Raw genomic sequence first — 18,440 nt, forward strand, 5'->3', positions numbered from 1 at the left:
TCCCGTTTCCACCAGTTCACTGACCGGTTGAAGGTTATGGAAGTAATCATATGAAGAACTGCGCGATCAGTGCCGCAAAAATGAAAGTTCCTGCATTGGCACTGAGCGAGACCACGACAATCCGCCAGCCCAACTGGCGGAAGGCGGGAATGTCCCGGGTCAGCGAAATGCCGGCATAGGTCAGCAGGGGTGTTACAATGGCAAGGAAGTTCACATGCTGGGTACAGGCGGCAAACCATCGCGCGCCGGGCCAGTAGGGCGCGGTCAGCGCCATGCCCAGCATGGTTACCCACAGCACGGATGGAATGCGTAGGGGAACAAGCCGGTGCAATCCTTCCCCCGCCAGGCCAGTCAGGATGATGCACAGCGCACCGGTCATGGCCGCCCATGGTGCCACATCATAGGTAATCCAGTTGCCCAGCAGCAGGGTCATGATGCTGACAGTTGCGGTTATCAGCACAAGGGAGGAAAAGGGCAGGGGACCATCCTCCTGCACGATTGTCCCGGCTGTGGTTGGCGTAACGCGCGCCGCGCCTTGCCGGAAACGACCGATCCGTGGCTCCAGCACGCGATAGAGGAACACGGTAAAAGGCAGGGACACGAGCAGCGTGAAATAGGTGCCGACCGTGGTCGTAATCAGGTTTGATGCAGCGGCAAATCCTAGTATTTCAGTCGTGTCCCGGGCGGGTGCGTAAGCCGCCACCGCTCCGGCCGCGGCTGCCATCATGGACCCGGAGCCAACGCCTGATGCCATGGCAAGCGCCAGCGGATTGAACAGCCTGCTTGAGGCAATGCAGCTTGCAACAATGGACACGCACAGCGCACCCAGCACGGTGCCGGTAATGTATTCCGCCATGACGCCGCGCCCTTCGGGTGAGTTCAGGCCGTAGCGCTCTCCGATGATGGCAAGGTTCTGTTCGCGCCCGACCGAGAAGGTCGACCCGATCGCTTCACGCTTGATGCCCAGAAGCAGCGCAAGCGGCAGGGCCAGCAGCACGGTCCCGAAAAAATGCCCGATTTCCTGAAAGCACAGCGCCCACCCCGATGAGAGCAGTTTGGGGATGAGCGGCCCTACCAGCAGCGACTGCTTTGCCACGAACATGATGACCGCTGCCTGTATGACGATGGTGGCGGCCTGCACATCGGGGCGGCGTAGGGACACGGGTGTTGCCACGCGGGTGGACACCAGGCCCACCGCAGCGCCAAACAGCATGCCCCATACCAGCGGGAAGATGGTGATGGTGGCAAAGCCAAGCGGCACGGAAACCGAGCCGATCATTTCCGCCACGCATGTCAGGATGAATACCCATAGATGAAGCCGCCATGCCTTCAGCAGGTTGACGGGTCCATTCTGTACCGTCTGGTCTGTCGTCATGCCGTTCAACGAAGGTTTCCTTCCCTGGCCGTCTGATGTGGCGGGTCTGCCTGCAATGGGGGGATGTTACTGGCCGGGCGACCTTACGAAGCGGATGATGGTATTGCCGTATGGCGCAAAACCGGTAATGGAAATGCCATCGGCTTCTTCCACATACGTGACACCGTTGCGGTCCAGCAGGTCGCGCAGGAGCAACAGGTCTGGCACGATGACTTCCATGGCGATACAGGCCGCATCTGCCGGGGCAATCATGGGTTCATCGGGCAGGCCGATCTCGCGGCTCCACTGGCCCGGCGGCCTGATGTGTATGTGGCCACGGCCGGTTTCTATCCGGTACCCGGTATCGGTCCGGTGTGTGGTAGCGTTACCGAATATCCGGCGGAAACGGTCGGCCAGCCTGTCCGGATCCACTGCGGCGTATGTATGGCTGGCAAAACCCGTGGCCCCGTTGGGGTGCTGCATCCATTGCGGCACCCAGATCAGTTCCGGTCGGTGCTGCTGGCACAGGAAATTGGAAGCGCGCGGAAGGGCCGGATCATAAAAAATTTCCAGCGAGACTACGGCTTCATCCCAGTCATGCCCCGGTATCCTGACCCTGCGTCGGAAATCGACACGTCCCTGGCAGGGCAGGCCGTTGGCCTCAAGCCGCCTGCGGTCTGCCGCTGCATCTTCACTGTAAAGTGCCGCAAGTGTTATGCCTTCGCGTTCGGACAAAGCCTGCGCCATGTGCCGCCCGAAGGCAAAGCTGCCAATGGCGTGTGAATCCAGCAGGCTGGTATCATGAATGCTCATGATCTCGATGGCGGAGCGCGGAAACATCACAAGACTTGTACTGGTGCCCCACGGGTGGTAGCCGGTCGGTGCGGTATTGAAACCAAGGGCACGGAAACTGGCTGCTGTTGTCTCGATATCGTTTACGACAACAAGTGGATGATCGATATGCAGGGCAGCGGTCATGTTGTGGCAGACCTCAATCTTGTTCCGGTTTCATTCCGAATGGATGGACGTATCCTGTTTTCAATGCAGCCGGATTGCCCGCAACCAACCGCCATGGCGGAACCGCGTGCAGGACCACACTGCCGGCAGCCACAATGGCGCCGCGCCCGATCGTGATATTGCCCAGAATGATCGCACCCGCGCCGATCACGGCGCCTGGTCCGATCTTGGGGTGTCGGTCGCCTTCTTCCATCAGGGTGCTCCCCAATGTCACGCCGTGCCATAACGAGACGTCATCTCCAATAGTGGCGGTTTCTCCGATTACCGTGCCCACGGCGTGGTCAAGGAATATGCGGCGGCCAAATCGGGCGGCGGGATGGATGTCACATCCTGTTGTGTAAAGCGATGCCTTGAGCGCCTGGGCCAGTTCCTGCCGGTTCTCCTGCCATAAGGCGTGAATGGCCCGATGCGCGAACAGGGCATGGAACCCCCGGCCACCAATCCAGGTGGCGACCAGCCCCCCTTCCTCCAGGTTGCGCCCGGCTATGGCGGTCAGATCCTCCATGACCAGTTCCGCCAGATTGCTATTGCGGCTGAACAAATCGTGCAGGACTGACTGCCATGTCTGTGCATTCAGCCATACGGGTTGGGTAAAAGCGGCAAGACGTGCGGCCAGTCCCGCAGGCAGTGTAATGATGGCGCCCCCCGCGCCGCACAGGGCCGGTTCGGCCCGGCCCAGCGTATTGCACAGTGTGTCCCATGCCGTGGTCATTTACATCAGGCCGGCTGTGTTTCAGAACTGCCGACGCGTGTAAAATCGGCGCTGTCGGGACAGGTCTTGCGGCAGGCATTCCACAGACGTTCGACTTCGGTGCTGAGCGGCAGGCTGGCATGGACATCCCGGGCCAGGCTGAGTGCAAGTGCCACATCCTTGCGCATGAGGCCCGCGCTGAAGCCGCTGTCAAAACTGTCATTCAGAACCCAGCGCGGGAATGTGTTCTCGCTCACGGCGCTGCGCCCGGTTGATGCGTTGATGACCTTCAGCAGGTCACCCGCCTGCACGCCGGCTGCCTGTCCCAGACGCAGCGCTTCAGCGGCGGTAAGCATATGGGCGGCCACAAGCATGTTGTTGACCAGCTTGGCTACATTGCCAGCGCCACTGGAACCTACATGCAGCACGCGCGCGGCCAGAACGTCGGTTACGGTGCGTACATCGGCCAGATCTGCGTCCGTGCCCCCCACCATCATGGTCAGCTTGCCGTCGCGTGCGCCGGTCGCCCCTCCACTGACCGGCGCATCCAGCCAGCCATGGCCTGCCCTGCGCATCAGGGTCGCAATATGCCGGGTGGTGCCGGGGCTTACGGTGGAGGTGTCGATAACAATGGCGCGTCTGTCCGTGCGCGCCAGAAGGCCATCGGGTTGCAGGAATACCTTTTCCACCACGGAATCATTGGGCAGAGAGGCGATGATGATGTCCGCATCCTGCAGCAGGCCGGTAAGATCGTGCGTGCAGGGCACGTTTTCCTGCACGGCCAAGGCAACGCGCTCACTGCTTACGTCAAACCCGGTGATGTCAAACTGTCTGTGAGCCAGAAGTGCCGCCATGGGCAGGCCCATATTGCCCAGGCCAACAACAGCTATTTTGGGGGACTGTGCCATTACATGTTCCGGACTGTAAAAATAAATCTATTGTTCCTGTTATTTGCAGGACATTTACTTAAAAAAATCGTGTCATCATTACGAATAACAAACAAGTATTGTTTTGCGATGGGGTGTTGCCCAATCCACAACGCAGGGTCACGTCATGAGGGATCGGGCTGGAATGCACGCACGCGGCTTGAGATGATGTCCAGCAGATGTTCCATGGGCATGGACAGCCGCCGCTGGCTGCGTATGATCAGGTGGGCGCTGGCCTCGCCTGCAAAAGGCTCGGCTAGGGGAACCGCTGCCAGTTCTCCCGTTGTCAGTTCATGAAATACGGTAAAGGGCGGCAGAAAAGTTACGGCAACCCCTGACAGGGCCAGCCGCCGGAGCATATCCAGCGTTGCACACTGTATGCTTGGTACGAGCAGTACCCCGCTGCTGGCCTCGACCCGACGCAGAAGGGCGCGGATACCATAGGAATCGGTTGGCAGCGCCAGGGGTATGTCAACCAGATCCTTCAGGTGCACCTGGCTGACCTGGGCCAGCGGGTGGGAAGGCTGCATGATGGCATGCAACGACTGGCGCGCACTGACAACCGACTGGATACCCACCATGCGGGGCGGGTCATAGGCCAGCCCGATATCCACCCGGCCTTCAAGCACCGCATCGACAATTTCCATCGTACCGGCTTGTATCAGATGGAAAGTGCTTTCCTTGTGCGCCTGCACGAAGGGAACAAGGGCGTTTTCGATCAGGTCGCCATTGAAGCCTTCGCCACAGGCGATACGGATGGCGCCATCCTGCAGGCCCCGCAGGCGGCGCAGGTAATTGAGAAAACGCTCGCCATCCTCAATCTGCATGCGGGCGTAATCGGCCAGTGCGGCCCCGGCCTGTGTTGGCACCACGCCGCGGGGCTTGCGTTCGAGCAGCGGCGTGCCGCAGCGCACCTCGAACTCTCCGATCTGTCGACTGATGGCCGATGCCGCGATATTAAGTTTGTCTGCAGCCCCGCGGATGGACCCCTCGGTTACAACGGTCAGAAAATAGCGCAGCAGTCGCGTATCGATATCCCATGTTGTTACCATGGTCTGTGTCCACTCTTTTGGCCGGGGCCGTGTTGTTTCAGGTTGCGGGCATGGCATGGCATGGATGCGGGAACCGTGCCGTGGCATGCCTGTCAGGCGCTTACCGGTCCTGAATGGGGGGTGTTACATTATCAGGCAGTGGGCAGACATAGGGTTCGCGTGCCAGATGGTCCGCATGGAATGCCTTGATACGTTCCAGCAGGGCCGGGTCCATCAATACATCGCGCGCGGTCGCGGCCATCGCCTTGGCCACATGGATCATGCCCTTGTGGGCGATACCGCTTTTGCCCTGCGCGGTCATCTGCCAGGAATGGAGTTGGGTACCAATGGCGCTGGTTGCTCCCCATGCCTGCACCGTGGGCACCGCCCAACTCACATCGCCAACATCTGTGGAACCGAAGGGCGGCGGCACAAACCCCATGGGGGATATCTGGTCACATAACGGCGTGTCATCACGCGGGGGCAAGCCCACGGCAAGATAGGCGGAACGGATATCCGCCGGTGTCAGCGTCTTCTGTATTTCACGCGCGAAATCGTAATCTTCCTTGTCATATTGCGGCGGTCCCAGACGGACAAGGCTGGCGTACATCGCATCTTCCAGCGGGGCATTGCCCAGTAGGTTGGATACGGCACTGACCACGCTTTCCTCCACGCGGGTTTCCGTCATCATCGCGGCGCCGTGGGCTATTTTCCGGACCCGTTCCGCCAGGCTGCGCAGTTCTGCTAGGTTATCGGCGCGTACCAGGTAGCGTATGGTTACCTTTGACTGCACAACATTGGGCGCTTCACCGCCCGCATCCAGATAGGCATAGTGCACGCGTGCCGTGCTTGGCATGTGTTCACGCAGGTAATTGGTGCCGATATTGAGCAGTTCCGCCGCATCCAGCGCCGAACGGCCCAGATGGGGGGCCGCCGCTGCGTGTGACGAACGGCCATGAAACGTGAAATCGATGCGCATGTTGGCCAGGGAGGCCGGGTAGAACACGCCAGCCATGGAACCGGGATGCCACGACACCGCGAAATCCACATCACTGAATACACCATCGCGCACCATGTAGGTCTTGGCGGCGCCGCCTTCTTCTGCCGGACAGCCATAATAGCGCACCCGTCCGGCAATGCCGTTTTCGGCCATCCAGTTCTTAAGCGCCGTTGCCGCCAGCATGGCGGCCCCTCCAAGCAAATTGTGGCCACAGGCATGCCCGTTGCCATTGCCCGGCAGTGGGCTGCAGGTGGCAACGCCGGCTTGCTGGCTCAGGCCGGGCAGGGCATCGAATTCACCTAGAAAGGCAATAACCGGGCCATCTTCGCCTGCTTCCCCCATGACAGAGGTGGGAATGCCCGCCAGGTTACGCGTGATGCGGAAGCCGGACCGCTCCAGCATGTCCTGCTGCGTATCAACGGACCTGTATTCATCATAGGCCAGTTCTGGCGTTTCCCAGATACGGTCGGCGAAGGAGGAAAAGTCTTTGCCCAGGGCATCGACATTGCTCCAGATTTGATCAGCGTTTTTCATTATCCATTCCAAGAAAAATATGAAGTGGGATCTTGTGCTCAGGCCAGTGTGGCAAGCAGGTCACGAAAGAGCAGGGTGCGTGGTATGAGCGATGGGATGCGTATATGTTCGTGCAGCGTGTGCGCGCCCGCACCGATCGGACCCAGCCCATCAAGGGTGGGTACACCCATGGCCGCGGTGAAATTCCCGTCGCTTCCCCCGCCCGAGGACACATCGCGCAGTTCGATGCCATAACGCCCCGCCAGTTGCGCCGCGTGGCTGAACAGGGCCGTGATGGCAGCGTCTTTGCTGTAGCCCGGCCGGTTGATGCCGCCGGTGATGGTAACCTGTGTTTCGGGGTTATGTGGTGCGGCGGCCAGAATGCGGTTGACGGTGGGCAGGCCGGTGGCGCTGTCGGGCATACGCATGTCAATTTCAGCCACCGCCGTTTCGGGCACGACATTGGCACCCGTTCCCCCCTGAATCAGGCCGACATTGATGGTGATGTCCTGCGCGTAATCGGTCATGGCTTCAAGGTCGAGTATCTGCCGGGCCAGTTCCTTTATGGCGCTCTGACCCTGGGCATGATGCGTGCCGGCATGGGCGGGCCTGCCGGTGACCTGCATGGTAAAGCGCGCGGTGCCCTTGCGGCCGGTCACGATTTCGCCCCCGGGGCGGGCAGGTTCGGTTACCAGCGCATAACGTGCGCCGCGAGCCAGTTCTTCAATAAGGGGGCGGGACGAGATGCTGCCGATTTCCTCATCCGATACGAAAAGCTGCCTTACCGGTAACGGCATTGACTGCCCCCTGCGCACAAGGCTGCACAGGGCCGCCAGCGCCATCACGGCACCACTCTTCATGTCATAGATACCCGGACCATAAGCCAGATCCCCCGCCACCCTGAAAGGCAGCTTGTGCGTTATCGTGCCTGGCGGGTGAACGGTATCCAGATGGCTCAGGACAAGTATGCCTGGTCTGGTCAGGTCATCACCGGGAGCATGGACAAGGACATGGTCGCCATAGCCGTGGGTGCCGGGGTAACGTCTGGATTGCAGGCCGCCAGTCCGTGCCGTGGCCTGTGCCCGGTCCATCATGTGGTTGACGGCGGCGGTGCAGTCAGTTGGGCTTTCTATTTCCACCCATGAACGTATTTCGTTCAGGAGTGTGTGTTCCTCGATCATGTCTGTAACCTGCCTGCGGGAATCACGCGCCATGGCGGCAAGGGCGCATCTCGTTATTTTGCAGTAATATACCAACGGGGATACCATGCATACGCCTTACGGGCATATCATATATCGAGCGGTGCATTATCCACGACTTCTTTCATTACGAAAAACGTGCGTGTCTGGCGTACTCCTGGCAGGGCCAGGAGTTTTGAGCCATGCAGCCTGTTGAAATCTGTCATGTCTTTTACACGAATTTTCAAAAAGTAATCAAAGTCGCCTGCCACCAGATGACAGTCGAGAACAGCAGGTATTGTACGGATTGCCTGTTCAAACGCGGCAAAGCTTTCGGGTGTGGAACGGTCAAGCACCACGCCCACCAGCACAAGGCTGCCCAGATCAAGCATTGCCGGGTCAAGCAGGGCGCGGACACTGCGTATGAAACCGGCCTTTAAAAGCATCTGGATACGACGGTGGCATGTGGCGGCACTTATGTTTGCCTTTACCGCCAGGTCGGCATTGGCCATGCGGCCATCTTTCTGTAGGAAACGCAGGATCTTGCGGTCCGCCTTGTCTAGGCTGCGTTCTTCCGTTGTTTCTTTCATCTGTTTTATTACTCTGCACATGGGAACGGATACGGGGAAGGAATGGTGTTTCATGCGCTCCGGGCTACCGGTCAGCGCATGCCACGGTGGTGCGGGTGCCCGGCATGCGCCACAGGAAGATCAGGGATAGTGACGAGATGCACAACATGCCCACGACATAATAGATCCACGACAGGTTATTGCCCGTATTGGCAATCATCATGGTAAAGATTGGCTGTGCCGTGCCGCCGAATATTGTAACACCCAGCGCGTAGGACAGTCCGGTACCAAGAGTACGCACCTTCATGGGAAACATGGCGGGCAGCAGGCAGATGCATGCGCCTGTGCTCACTGCGTGGAATGACATGAGGAACATGATCACGATTGTAAAGACGGCGGGCGTGGGATGGGCCAGCAGAAGCATGAAGGCGGGAACAAGCAGCACGCACAGCAGGAAACGGGTAACCAGCACGATACGGAACGGGCCGTAGCGGTCTGCCAGGTAACCGCCCAGCAGCGCCCCCGGGAAGCCCACTACACCCAGCGCAATATTAATGGAGATAGAAAAAGCTGCAGGAAAATGCAGGTCATGTATGGAAAATATGGTGCCATACAAGAAGAAATACTGCGCAACGGTATTGCCGGCTACCAGCATGATGCACAGGGCGATGCGGCCTGGCATCTGTGTTAGAAGGTGGCTGATGACCGTGCCCATGCTGTGCAGTGTCTGCCCGACATGCAGCGTTTCATCCACGTTGCGGCGTATCCAGAACCCGACCGGTGCAATGATGGCCCCGAACAGGAAAGGCAGCCGCCAGCCCCAGCCCGCAAGCTGGGTGTTTGACAGGCATGCCCCCAGCCCGATGCCGCCAAGACCGGAGATGATCGAGCCGATATTCTGTGTAGCGATCTGCCAGCTTGCTGCCAGGCCAACCCGGTCTCTGGCCGATGATTCAACCAGGAAAGCGGTCGTGCTTCCCATCTCCCCGCCAGCAGAGAAGCCCTGTATCAGCCGCGCTAGGGTCAGCAGCAGCGGTGCCGCCAGCCCCAGCGTGGCATAACCGGGCAGCACACCGATCATCAGGCTGCCAAGCGCCATGAGCCAGATGGTCAGTGTCATCGCCTGTTTCCGGCCGTAACGGTCGGCATAGGCGCCCATCACCATCGCCCCGATGGGGCGTGAGAGAAAGCCGATTCCGAAAATGACGGTGGAAAGCAGCAGCATCAGGTGCGGGTTGCCGGTTGGGAAATAGGCCTGCGACAGGAAGGTGGAAAAAGCGGCGTATACGGTAAAATCGTAGAATTCCAGGGTGTTGCCAATTGTGGCCGCGACAATGTTGTGTGTTTTTCGCGATCTGTTGTGCAAGATGTGCTCTCCCATTGGTTCCGTGTGGGCTGACGGGTGACAGCGCTGTCGCGTCACATGAGGGATGGCTGCATCCCCTGGCTGCTGGAATTTATATTATTGCGTAAACGATATGAGCGCAATTTTATAAGTGCCTGTTGTTGCGAGGATTGGAAAGTATCATGTTGTATGAACGCAACAGATTATCCCCCCGTGCGGTGCAGGATGGAACGTGAGCGTGTTTATCCGTTCTGGATACGCATTTTGTGCTTATGATCACGATGAATTCCGTGGCGTACTGTGCGCCTGCCCGTGGCAGGCGTATGGGTACACACTATCTGTTACAGGCCCTGGGGCCAGATTGGTGAAGAATGGCTGTTCTTGAAAAAATCGAAACCTATCGCAAGCAACTGATTGCCATACGGCAGGATTTCCATGAGCATCCCGAACTGGGCATGGAGGAATACCGGACATCCGATACCGTGGCCGACCTGCTGCAGGAGTGGGGTATTACAGTCCATCGCAATATCGGCGGAACGGGTATTGTCGGTGTTCTGAAAAATGGCACATCCACACGTTCAATCGGTTTGCGTGCCGATATGGATGCCCTGCCGATGGAAGAACTGGGCAACCTTGCCTACCGGAGCGTGAATGCCGGGCGGATGCATGCCTGCGGGCATGATGGCCATACCACAATGCTGCTGGGTGCTGCGCGCTATCTGGCGGAAACGCGGCGGTTTGACGGAACCGTCAATTTCATTTTCCAGCCCGCCGAAGAAGGCCGTGGGGGCGCTGCGGCCATGCTGCGCGATGGGCTGTTCGAGGATTTTCCCTGCCAGTCCATATTCGGCATGCATAACTGGCCCGGCCTTGCGGTCGGGCGCTGCGCCATCAATGCCGGTGCATTGTGGGCGGGCGGTGGCTTTTTCGAAATTACCGTAAAAGGCAGGGGCGCGCATGGCGCACGGCCGGAACGCGCGATCGACCCCATGCTCTGTGCCTGTCATGTCGTGACGGCACTACAGTCAATCGTATCCAGAAACGTGCCACCCTATAAGGAAGCCGTGATCAGCGTGACCCGGATTGAAGGAGGGCATGCAAGTAATGTCATACCGGATTCCGTGACAATCGGGGGTACGCTGCGCTGCCTTGATCCTGCCCTGCTGCAGGACATGCGCGCGCGCATGCATGGTGTTGCCACGGGTGTTGCCAGTGCGTTTGGCGCGACAGCCGAAGTGGAATTTCCGGTGGAATTCCTGCCGGTGATTAATGACCCGACCTGCACGGAACTGATGGTCGCGGCCGCAGGCGATATCTGTGGCACGGAGAACATCAATCCCGCCATGGAGCCGGTCATGACTTCGGAAGATTTCAGCTATATGCTGGAACGTGTGCCAGGGGCCTATCTATGCCTGGGTAATGGCGATACGCAGATGCTGCATCACCCGGAATACAATTTCAATGATGAGGCGCTGGTCTTTGGCGCCTCGATCCTGTCGCGCCTGGCGGAACGTGCCCTGCCCGTAGGGTAAGGGCAGGAATATCCTGTAAGGCACCGTGCGTTACAGGATCGACAGACCCAGCGTGAAGAGCAGGATAATCACGGAAATCAGGGTTTCCGTTCCCGACCAGACAATAAAGGTCTGGGACAATGACAGGCCCAGATATTCCTTGAGCTGCCAGAAAACCGGATCATTGACCGGACCGAAGGCAATGGACCCTGCCCCCGTGGCCAGCACCAGCAGTTCGGGTGAGACGCCGTGCATTTCCGCCATGGCCGGAGCCAGCAGGTTGGCCGCCGTGCCGGTTGCGACCGTGGCTGAACCTGTAGCCAGCCGGACAATCACGGCAGAAAGATAGGCCAGCAGCAGCGGTGGAACATGGGCCGACAGCGCTGCCGTTGTCAAGGTGCGGGAAATGCCGCTGTCAATAACGGCCTGCCCGAAACCGCCGCCCGCACCAACCAGCAGGATGACAAATCCCGTGGGGGCCAGACATGTATGCAGGGCGTGTGCAACCTGTCGTGTCGTCATGCCATTGGGCAGGCAGAGCAGTAATACGGTCACCATCAGCGAGATGATGAGGGAGACATTCGTCTCACCCAGAAACTGCCCCAGCATATGCAGCCAGCCCTGCGTTGACAGGTTTGTCAGCATCTGCCCGCACCCGATCAGCAGGAAGGGCAGGAGGATGCACAGCAGGCTCCTGCCCAGTGAGGGGCGGATGGAGAGGGCCGTGCGCGAGAGGAATTCGGCTTCCATCGGGCTGGTATCGATCGGGCCGATGTGGCGCATGATGAACTGCGTGAACAAAGGCCCGCTTATGATGGCCGTGGGCACCATGATCAGCAGGCCCAGCGCTATGTTTTCAAGCAGGTTGGCATGATAGATGCCAATGGCCTGCATGATGGCCGGATGGGGGGGCATGACCGCATGGGCAATGGACAGGCTGGCCATGAGTGGCAGGATGGCGAACAGGACCGGCTTGCGGCTTTCCTGTGCCGCGATGAAGGCGAGCGGGGCAAGAAGGATGAAGCCCACGTCAAAGAATATGGGTAGCCCCACAATCATGCCAATGCCCGCCATGGCCCAGTGCAGGTTACGCGCCCCGCACCGGGCCATGACGGATAGCGCCACGGTATCGGCCGCACCCGACTGGGCAATCAGCTTGCCAAACATGGTTCCGAATGCAAGCAGGAAACCAATGCTGCCCAGCGCGTTGCCCGCCCCATGCTGAAATGATGCCACGGCCTGCGCCGGGGTATCCCCCGCCGCCAGTAGCAGCGCAATGGCCACGCCAAACAGCACGAGCAGGGAATTGATGTTGAAGCGGGCAATCAGGACAATGATCAGCCCGATTGCCACTATCCCGGTAATCAGAGCGTAAGTCAGTGACATTTCAGTCATCTTCCATGCGGCATGCGGCAAGATACGCGTGGTCGCGCCGTTTATTTCAGATCATGCGGGTTTTCCACGATCGGCCAGATCTTGCGGCTGAGTTTGGTGTAATGCGTACGCAGCGGGTCGGATGGATAGTGGGTGCCCGCATCGACATAAAGTATTTCGGAAGCAATGCCGATAAAACCCGCGTAGAAATGATTGGTTGATTTGACAACCAGTACATCCTTGCCTAACGGATCGATGCCAAGGTTGGAAAATATATCGGGCTCGAAACACTGGGTCCGGTTGGTATTGAGGATGATATCGTTCCGGGTTCCGGCAATACGGATAACGGCACTGGCACCCAGTGGCACCTGGCTTTCGCCAAAGCTCTGCCAGGCCTGGTCAACAACTTCCAGCACTTCGATATCGGCATCGATCGGGTCACCGCCGCCCGGGCCGGATTTGCCGCCAAAGCGTAGGTGAAGCCGCGCGCCCTTGCCGGCCGCTTCACAGAAGGAAACGGCAACCGGATCCCAGATGGTCGCGATCGCCATGTTGTCAATACCAGCCCGGAGCAGGTCAGCAACCAGCAGGGTACCATCCCCCGCCACGCCCCCACCGGGATTGTCCCATATGTCGGCCAGGACAATGGGGGCAGTTATGGCAGGATCGGCAATAGCAGTCTGCGCGCGGGCTATGGCCTGTGCCGGCTGCAGCGTGTGCATGCGCGTGCTGCCCCGGAAGCCGAAGACTTCCATACCCAGTTCATGCGCCAGATGCTGGCCCTTGCGGGCGTCATTGTCCGTTACCACGACAATCTGGGTGCCCAGATCCGCTACATTGCCGGCCAGGAACCCGTGGATGAGGGAGACGGACAGAACGCCGTCGTGGCCCTGCATGGCGCGGATGCGGTCAACAAAACCGCGTAGGGGCTGCTGGCTGGTGGGCAGCACGTCGATCATACGGCAGTCAAAGGTTGAAATGATCGGCCTGATCTGGTGCCGCACGGCGCGCAGCACCAGATCAATCACCTGCTCGGCGCGCACCATGAAGTCCGTATGTGGAAATTCAAGGAAGGCGTTCATGATATTCAGGCAGCTTACCCGCAGGGGGGTGAGGTGGCTGTGTGGGTCGAACGTGGCGCCAATCACCACATCCGGGCCAACGCATGCGCGTATGTGTGAAAGCAGGTCGCCTTCACAGTCATCATAGCCCTGCGCAACCATGGCGCCATGCAGGCCCATGACAACGGCATCCACCGGCATGGCGGCTTTGAGCTGCCCGAGTATTTCGTTTCGCAGCCCTTCATAGGTCTGCCGTTTTACCAGACCACCCGGTTCAGCCCATGTGCAGGTGCCTTCAACCAGTTCAAAACCATCCGCCTGCTGGCGCGCGCGCAGGGCGGGCACGACAGCGGAACACAGGGTCGGTGTTGGCGGGTGCTGCCCCGGGGGAGCGTAGAACGCGCTCTTGAAGGCATTGAGATCGGTCGGTATTGGGGAAAAGGTATTTGTCTCGGTTGCAAGCGAGGCAACAAATACACGCACGTTTATTCTCCTCCGGTCATCAGGACCATCCAGAGGGCAGGCGGGAAAGAGGATCAGCCAATGGGCCTGTAGGCAATCGCCTCGATTTCGACCATGATGTCCGCAGCCATCAGGCCGGCTTCGACAGTGGTGCGGGCTGGAGGCTCAACAGGGAAATAGGTTGCATAGACCTTGTTGAACGCTTTGAAGTCACTGGCGCTGGTCAGGATGGCGAAGGTCTTGACCACATCGCTCATTGTACAGCCTGCCGTTTCCAGAACGGCGGTGACATGGTCCAGGACCGCAGCGGTCTGGGCCTCTATGCCCCCTTCCACCACCTTGCCATCCACGACCGGTACCTGCCCCGAGATATAGACGTAATCACCCGCCCGGACTGCCATTGAAAGGGGAACGGCGGCCTTGCCAAAAACCTTTTTCATCATGATCTCCGTATTGTTGTGATGGTGGTATGTTTGTGGGTCAACTCACGCCGCCACGGGCCGCAACCGGCAGGCGGTCGACAACCTTGCCGTTCGAGACAAGATAGACATGGTCGAACATGTTTGTGACCACGCAGGCATGGTTGGGGATGATACGGACCTTTTCCCCTATGCCGGGCAGGGTGGCGTCCGCGCCTGCGCTGATCGTGCCGTGTTCCTCGCTCAGTGCGGTGATGCGGCTTTCCTCATGGTCGATGATGTGGCCGTAGCCATCCTGTCCCAGCAGGTCGCTGGTGAGGGTCTTGGTGCCAGCATCGATAATGGCGCGTGTTTCTGTCGGACGGCTGATCACGGTGGCCAGTACCGTCAGCGCGCACTCATCGAGCGTGGCGGCACCCACCGCAACCTGGGAGCGGTCCATGTAGATATACGTGCCGGGACGGTATTCGGACATGTTCTGCATGTCGCCTGCCGTCCACAGGTCCGGCGTTCCACCTACGGTAATGGCGGGAATGGGCAGGCCGGCTGCTTCAAAAACGGCTTTGGCTTGGCCCAGCCACTGGTCGGACTGTGCCTGCTTGCCTGCGGCGGGGTAGGTCATCAGTCCTGCAAACTGCAGATTTGGCGCGGACATTATGCGGCGCGTGATGGTCAGGGCCTCGTCAACGGTCTGGACCCCGCAGCGGCCACCGCCGGTATCACATTCGACAAAAACCCTGAGCGGCGCGATATCCGTCCCGGCGGTAACCCGGTCGTAACCTTCCACTACCGGTATATTGTCCGCCACGACAGACAGCGTGACCTGACGGGCAAGATTGACCATACGGCCCAGCTTGTGCGCACCGATGATGTTGTAGGTCAGCAGGATGTCAGACAGGCCCGCCTGCGCCATGATTTCGGCTTCGGTCAGTTTCTGGCAGGTAATGCCCACTGCCCCCGCCTTGACCTGCTGGTGGGCGAAATAGGGTAGCTTGTGTGTCTTGATATGCGGCCGTAGGCTGAAGCCATGCGTGTTGGCGTAATGCTGGGCCTTATTGATGTTGGAAAATGCCTTGTCGATATCAACCAGCACGGCCGGGGTATCGAGCTTATCAATGGAAATCGACATCGTCTTCCCGCGTTTCAGGCAGATGGATCAGACCCACCAACCGTTATCGATAAAAGGTTCGATGAAACATAATGCGGTGAGTGAAGCGTGTAAAATTATTATTCATTACAAAAACGCGATAAAAAAATATTTTCATTAAGGTCGGGAAATCCGTCATTCCTCCAGCACTCACGCCCGGATCAGGCGGACAGTCTGGTAACGGAATCGACCGGGGGCTGCAGGGCGGGGTGATGATCGGCCAGCATGCCCAGCAAGCTCTTGAGCATGGGGTCCATGCGGCGCTGGACCCGGTCTACGACATGCGTCGTGACGCATAGGGGCATGTTGTCGAGCGGGATCGTGCGCAGCACGCCGGCCTCTGCCTGCCTGCGCACCGCAGAATGCGGCAGTAGTGAAATACTCTGGCCTGACATGACGAAACTGCGCAGGGTATTGATGTCCGCGGCTTCCAGTGTGGGCTGGAAACAGACGCTTGCATTGGTTTCCATCTGCGGCAGCCTGCGGCGCAGGGCGTGGTTTTTACTCAGCAGGACGAGGGGCCTGGCGGCAAGGTGCCGGGGGCGTATGCGGATGTGTTCCAGCCATTCGTGCCCGGCATGGACAATAATGGATATGGGCTGGCTGGCGCACAGTACGCTGCGTATGCCCTGACATGGCACAAGGTCGTAGGTTAAGCCGATCATCGGCACCGCCTTCCAGCAGCACACTGGCGATTTCGGCTGCTGGCCTGCCCTGTATCTGCAGGCGGGTGCGGGAAAACGCCTGCTGGAAAAGCGGCAGGATATGGTCGATGATATCCTCGGCCAGACCTTCCGCGCAGCAGATGCGCATGATCTCTCATGCTGCCTGTGAAGGATACAGAAATAGTTCAGCAGCCGCTCGCTGTATTCATGCTGGATGCGGACAAAATCCGCCAGCGCGCGGCCCGCGGTGGTGGGAATGACTCCCCGTGGCTTGCGTTCGAACAGCTTGAGGTCACAGCGATATTCCAGATCCCCGATCTGTCGGTTGACGGCGGATGCGGCGACATTGAGCCGCTCGGCCGCGCCGCGAATGGAGCCTTCGGCGATAACAGTAAAGAAATACTGGAGGATACGACCGTCAAGATCCCATGATGTGGCAGATATGTTTGAACCCCGGGACCAAACATCTAGCATCGCCTTCATCTTTCCGCTGTGATTCTGGACTGACGAACCCCATTGATCAATGACGGGATATGCAGGCGGATGTGGTGCCAATCGTATGGGGTTCGGGTCTTTGTCGTCCTTGCATGGTGTGTCGGTATCGAATGGGCGAAATACAATGGCGGCAGGCGGTATCGTATCCGTAAAGGCATGAGCCCGGATGCTGGGAATACAGCATCCGGGTGCTGCGGCATTCAGCCGTTGCGGAAGGTGTAGCTGTAACCGTTCAGTGCGGGCGCGCCGCCCAGATGGGCATAGAGAATCTTGGAGCCCTTGGGGAAGAAGCCCTTCTTGACCAGATCCATCAGCCCCTGCATGGATTTACCCTCATAGACCGGGTCCGTGATCATGGCTTCCAGACGGGCGGAAAGGCGGATGGCTTCCACTGTTTCCTTGGAAGGAACACCATAGGCAGGGTAGGCATAGTCTTCGATCAGGACGATATCGTCACCGGCGATTTCCTTGCCGCCGACCAGAGCGGACGTTTTCTGCGCGATATCTAGAACCTGCGCCTTCGTCTGTGCCGGGGTGAAGGAAGCATCGATACCAATGACATTACGCGCGCGGCCATCCTCGGCAAAACCGACAACCATGCCGGCATGGGTGGAACCGGTTACGGTGCACACCACGATGAAGTCGAACTTAAAGCCAAGCTCCGCTTCCTGCGCGCGCACTTCTTCGGCAAAGCCGACATAGCCAAGGCCACCATATTTATGGACCGAAGCACCTGCCGGAATGGCGTAGGGCTTGCCACCCTTGGACTTCACGTCTTCCAGCGCCCTGAGCCAGCTGTCGCGTATGCCGATGTCGAACCCTTCATCGACCAACTGGGCTTCGGCACCCATGATGCGGGTCATCAGGATGTTGCCGACACGGTCGTATACCGCATCTTCGTGCGGTACCCAGCTTTCCTGGATCACATGGCACTTCATGCCGATCTTGGCGGCCACGGCGGCAACCAGACGGGTATGGTTGGACTGTACGCCACCGATAGAGACCAGCGTGTCGGCGCCGCTGTCGATTGCATCGGGAACGATGTATTCAAGCTTACGGAGCTTGTTGCCACCAGCGGCAAGGCCGGAATTGCAGTCTTCACGCTTGGCATATATCTCCACATCGCCGCCCAGGTATTCGCTCATGCGGGAGAGCTTTTCGATATGGGTGGGACCGAACGTCAGCGGATAGCGCTTGAATTTGGAAAGCATGGGAAATGTCCATTCCTGCTTGGTAATTGTAGATTGATCATGCCACAACCGATATGAAATGTAATTTCTATTTAATTAATAAAATGAAGTAAAAATTCATTAAATAGTTAGTTATAGAATATATAATTCATAAAAACATAATTTATGTAATATTATTGCATGACATTTTTTGGTTCTACGTAGCGTCCTGATCGCCAGATCGGGGCAGTGTGACAGGGCTGTCGTGTACTTGATCTGTGACAGCGCGAAGCGCGAACGCAGGTTGGATACGTTGGGCAGCGCGGTCAGGAAGCCGATCATGAAATCACGGAACTCCCTTATGTCATGCACCACGATACGTAGCATGTAATCGGATTCCCCGGTCATGAGATAACATTCCATGATTTCGGAGCGCTGGCTGATCTGTGTCTCGAATTCCTTGAGCCAGGCTTGATCCTGGCGCTGGAAAGAGATGTACGAATACACTGACAC

Annotated in this window: 17 protein-coding genes and 1 pseudogene; 1 reads left to right on the forward strand and 17 read right to left on the reverse strand. The window is 58.6% G+C overall.

Features of this window, described 5'->3' with window-relative positions; genetic code table 11:
* Positions 1–46 precede the first annotated feature (46 nt).
* The 9 genes from GLX_RS00370 to GLX_RS00410 all read right to left on the reverse strand — a co-directional run bounded on the left by GLX_RS00370 (position 47) and on the right by GLX_RS00410 (position 9,645).
* Complete coding sequence (locus tag GLX_RS00370; RefSeq protein WP_014104072.1) at positions 47–1,375, reverse strand: DUF3100 domain-containing protein; 1,329 nt, start codon at positions 1,373–1,375, stop codon at positions 47–49.
* Positions 1,376–1,441: 66 nt separating this feature from the next.
* Positions 1,442–2,332, reverse strand: coding sequence for a VOC family protein (locus GLX_RS00375; protein ID WP_014104073.1), 891 nt, complete (start codon positions 2,330–2,332; stop codon positions 1,442–1,444).
* Between the two features lie 13 nt (positions 2,333–2,345).
* Positions 2,346–3,083: a serine O-acetyltransferase gene (locus tag GLX_RS16415; protein WP_014104074.1), complete on the reverse strand. Its 738-nt coding sequence runs from the start codon at positions 3,081–3,083 to the stop codon at positions 2,346–2,348.
* A gap of 5 nt (positions 3,084–3,088) precedes the next feature.
* Positions 3,089–3,970: an NAD(P)-dependent oxidoreductase gene (locus tag GLX_RS00385; RefSeq protein ID WP_014104075.1), complete on the reverse strand. Its 882-nt coding sequence runs from the start codon at positions 3,968–3,970 to the stop codon at positions 3,089–3,091.
* Positions 3,971–4,113: 143 nt separating this feature from the next.
* Positions 4,114–5,040 (reverse strand): LysR family transcriptional regulator, encoded by a 927-nt coding sequence (locus tag GLX_RS00390; RefSeq protein ID WP_158309203.1) that lies wholly within the window; start codon positions 5,038–5,040, stop codon positions 4,114–4,116.
* A gap of 100 nt (positions 5,041–5,140) precedes the next feature.
* Entirely contained in the window at positions 5,141–6,553 is a 1,413-nt protein-coding gene (locus GLX_RS00395) for a M20 family metallopeptidase (protein WP_014104077.1), read from the reverse strand.
* A 38-nt stretch (positions 6,554–6,591) separates the two neighbouring features.
* Positions 6,592–7,713, reverse strand: a complete 1,122-nt coding sequence (locus GLX_RS00400) for a M20 family metallopeptidase (protein ID WP_231850358.1) — start codon at positions 7,711–7,713, stop codon at positions 6,592–6,594.
* Positions 7,714–7,820: 107 nt separating this feature from the next.
* Positions 7,821–8,300 carry an Lrp/AsnC family transcriptional regulator gene (locus GLX_RS00405; RefSeq protein ID WP_014104079.1) on the reverse strand — a complete coding sequence of 160 codons (480 nt, stop codon included), beginning with the start codon at positions 8,298–8,300 and terminating at the stop codon, positions 7,821–7,823.
* A 64-nt stretch (positions 8,301–8,364) separates the two neighbouring features.
* The gene (locus GLX_RS00410; protein WP_158309204.1) at positions 8,365–9,645 is read right to left on the reverse strand and encodes an MFS transporter; all 1,281 of its coding nucleotides are present in this window, start codon (positions 9,643–9,645) and stop codon (positions 8,365–8,367) included.
* A gap of 350 nt (positions 9,646–9,995) precedes the next feature.
* Here GLX_RS00410 and GLX_RS00415 point away from each other — a divergent pair, with 350 nt between their 5' ends.
* Complete coding sequence (locus tag GLX_RS00415) at positions 9,996–11,156, forward strand: M20 aminoacylase family protein (protein WP_014104081.1); 1,161 nt, start codon at positions 9,996–9,998, stop codon at positions 11,154–11,156.
* A gap of 30 nt (positions 11,157–11,186) precedes the next feature.
* On the opposite strand, the gene GLX_RS00420 is transcribed toward GLX_RS00415, so the two are convergent.
* The 8 genes and pseudogenes from GLX_RS00420 to GLX_RS18780 form a co-directional block, all read right to left on the reverse strand.
* The gene (locus GLX_RS00420) at positions 11,187–12,521 is read right to left on the reverse strand and encodes a GntT/GntP/DsdX family permease (RefSeq protein WP_041247497.1); all 1,335 of its coding nucleotides are present in this window, start codon (positions 12,519–12,521) and stop codon (positions 11,187–11,189) included.
* A 50-nt stretch (positions 12,522–12,571) separates the two neighbouring features.
* Complete coding sequence (locus GLX_RS00425; RefSeq protein WP_014104083.1) at positions 12,572–14,053, reverse strand: M81 family metallopeptidase; 1,482 nt, start codon at positions 14,051–14,053, stop codon at positions 12,572–12,574.
* Positions 14,054–14,106: 53 nt separating this feature from the next.
* On the reverse strand, positions 14,107–14,475 hold the full coding sequence (locus GLX_RS00430; RefSeq protein WP_014104084.1) for a RidA family protein: 369 nt from the start codon (positions 14,473–14,475) through the stop codon (positions 14,107–14,109).
* A 37-nt stretch (positions 14,476–14,512) separates the two neighbouring features.
* Positions 14,513–15,580: a D-TA family PLP-dependent enzyme gene (locus GLX_RS00435; RefSeq protein WP_014104085.1), complete on the reverse strand. Its 1,068-nt coding sequence runs from the start codon at positions 15,578–15,580 to the stop codon at positions 14,513–14,515.
* Positions 15,581–15,759: 179 nt separating this feature from the next.
* Positions 15,760–16,263, reverse strand: a complete 504-nt coding sequence (locus tag GLX_RS18770) for a substrate-binding domain-containing protein (protein WP_041247024.1) — start codon at positions 16,261–16,263, stop codon at positions 15,760–15,762.
* A 297-nt stretch (positions 16,264–16,560) separates the two neighbouring features.
* Positions 16,561–16,746, reverse strand: a pseudogene (locus tag GLX_RS19300) (helix-turn-helix domain-containing protein); the annotation flags it as partial.
* A 212-nt stretch (positions 16,747–16,958) separates the two neighbouring features.
* Entirely contained in the window at positions 16,959–17,969 is a 1,011-nt protein-coding gene (locus GLX_RS00450; protein WP_014104087.1) for a 1-aminocyclopropane-1-carboxylate deaminase, read from the reverse strand.
* 111 nt (positions 17,970–18,080) lie between these two features.
* Positions 18,081–18,440, reverse strand: coding sequence for an Lrp/AsnC ligand binding domain-containing protein (locus GLX_RS18780; protein WP_014104088.1), 360 nt, complete (start codon positions 18,438–18,440; stop codon positions 18,081–18,083).

The sequence above is a fragment of the Komagataeibacter medellinensis NBRC 3288 genome (assembly GCF_000182745.2).
Taxonomy (GTDB): Bacteria; Pseudomonadota; Alphaproteobacteria; order Acetobacterales; family Acetobacteraceae; genus Komagataeibacter; species Komagataeibacter medellinensis.

Bases quoted from the DNA above. Each gene is read 5' to 3' on its own strand.
- GLX_RS00390 (WP_158309203.1), bottom strand. From the start codon at position 5,040: ATGGTAACAACATGGGATATCGATACGCGACTGCTGCGCTATTTTCTG.
- GLX_RS00420 (WP_041247497.1), bottom strand. From the start codon at position 12,521: ATGTCACTGACTTACGCTCTGATTACCGGGATAGTGGCAATCGGGCTG.
- GLX_RS00450 (WP_014104087.1), bottom strand. From the start codon at position 17,969: ATGCTTTCCAAATTCAAGCGCTATCCGCTGACGTTCGGTCCCACCCAT.
- GLX_RS16415 (WP_014104074.1), bottom strand. From the start codon at position 3,083: ATGACCACGGCATGGGACACACTGTGCAATACGCTGGGCCGGGCCGAA.
- GLX_RS18770 (WP_041247024.1), bottom strand. From the start codon at position 16,263: ATGATCGGCTTAACCTACGACCTTGTGCCATGTCAGGGCATACGCAGC.
- GLX_RS00375 (WP_014104073.1), bottom strand. From the start codon at position 2,332: ATGACCGCTGCCCTGCATATCGATCATCCACTTGTTGTCGTAAACGAT.
- GLX_RS00395 (WP_014104077.1), bottom strand. From the start codon at position 6,553: ATGAAAAACGCTGATCAAATCTGGAGCAATGTCGATGCCCTGGGCAAA.
- GLX_RS00370 (WP_014104072.1), bottom strand. From the start codon at position 1,375: ATGACGACAGACCAGACGGTACAGAATGGACCCGTCAACCTGCTGAAG.
- GLX_RS00385 (WP_014104075.1), bottom strand. From the start codon at position 3,970: ATGGCACAGTCCCCCAAAATAGCTGTTGTTGGCCTGGGCAATATGGGC.
- GLX_RS00435 (WP_014104085.1), bottom strand. From the start codon at position 15,580: ATGTCGATTTCCATTGATAAGCTCGATACCCCGGCCGTGCTGGTTGAT.
- GLX_RS00415 (WP_014104081.1), top strand. From the start codon at position 9,996: ATGGCTGTTCTTGAAAAAATCGAAACCTATCGCAAGCAACTGATTGCC.
- GLX_RS00400 (WP_231850358.1), bottom strand. From the start codon at position 7,713: ATGATCGAGGAACACACACTCCTGAACGAAATACGTTCATGGGTGGAA.
- GLX_RS00405 (WP_014104079.1), bottom strand. From the start codon at position 8,300: ATGAAAGAAACAACGGAAGAACGCAGCCTAGACAAGGCGGACCGCAAG.
- GLX_RS00430 (WP_014104084.1), bottom strand. From the start codon at position 14,475: ATGATGAAAAAGGTTTTTGGCAAGGCCGCCGTTCCCCTTTCAATGGCA.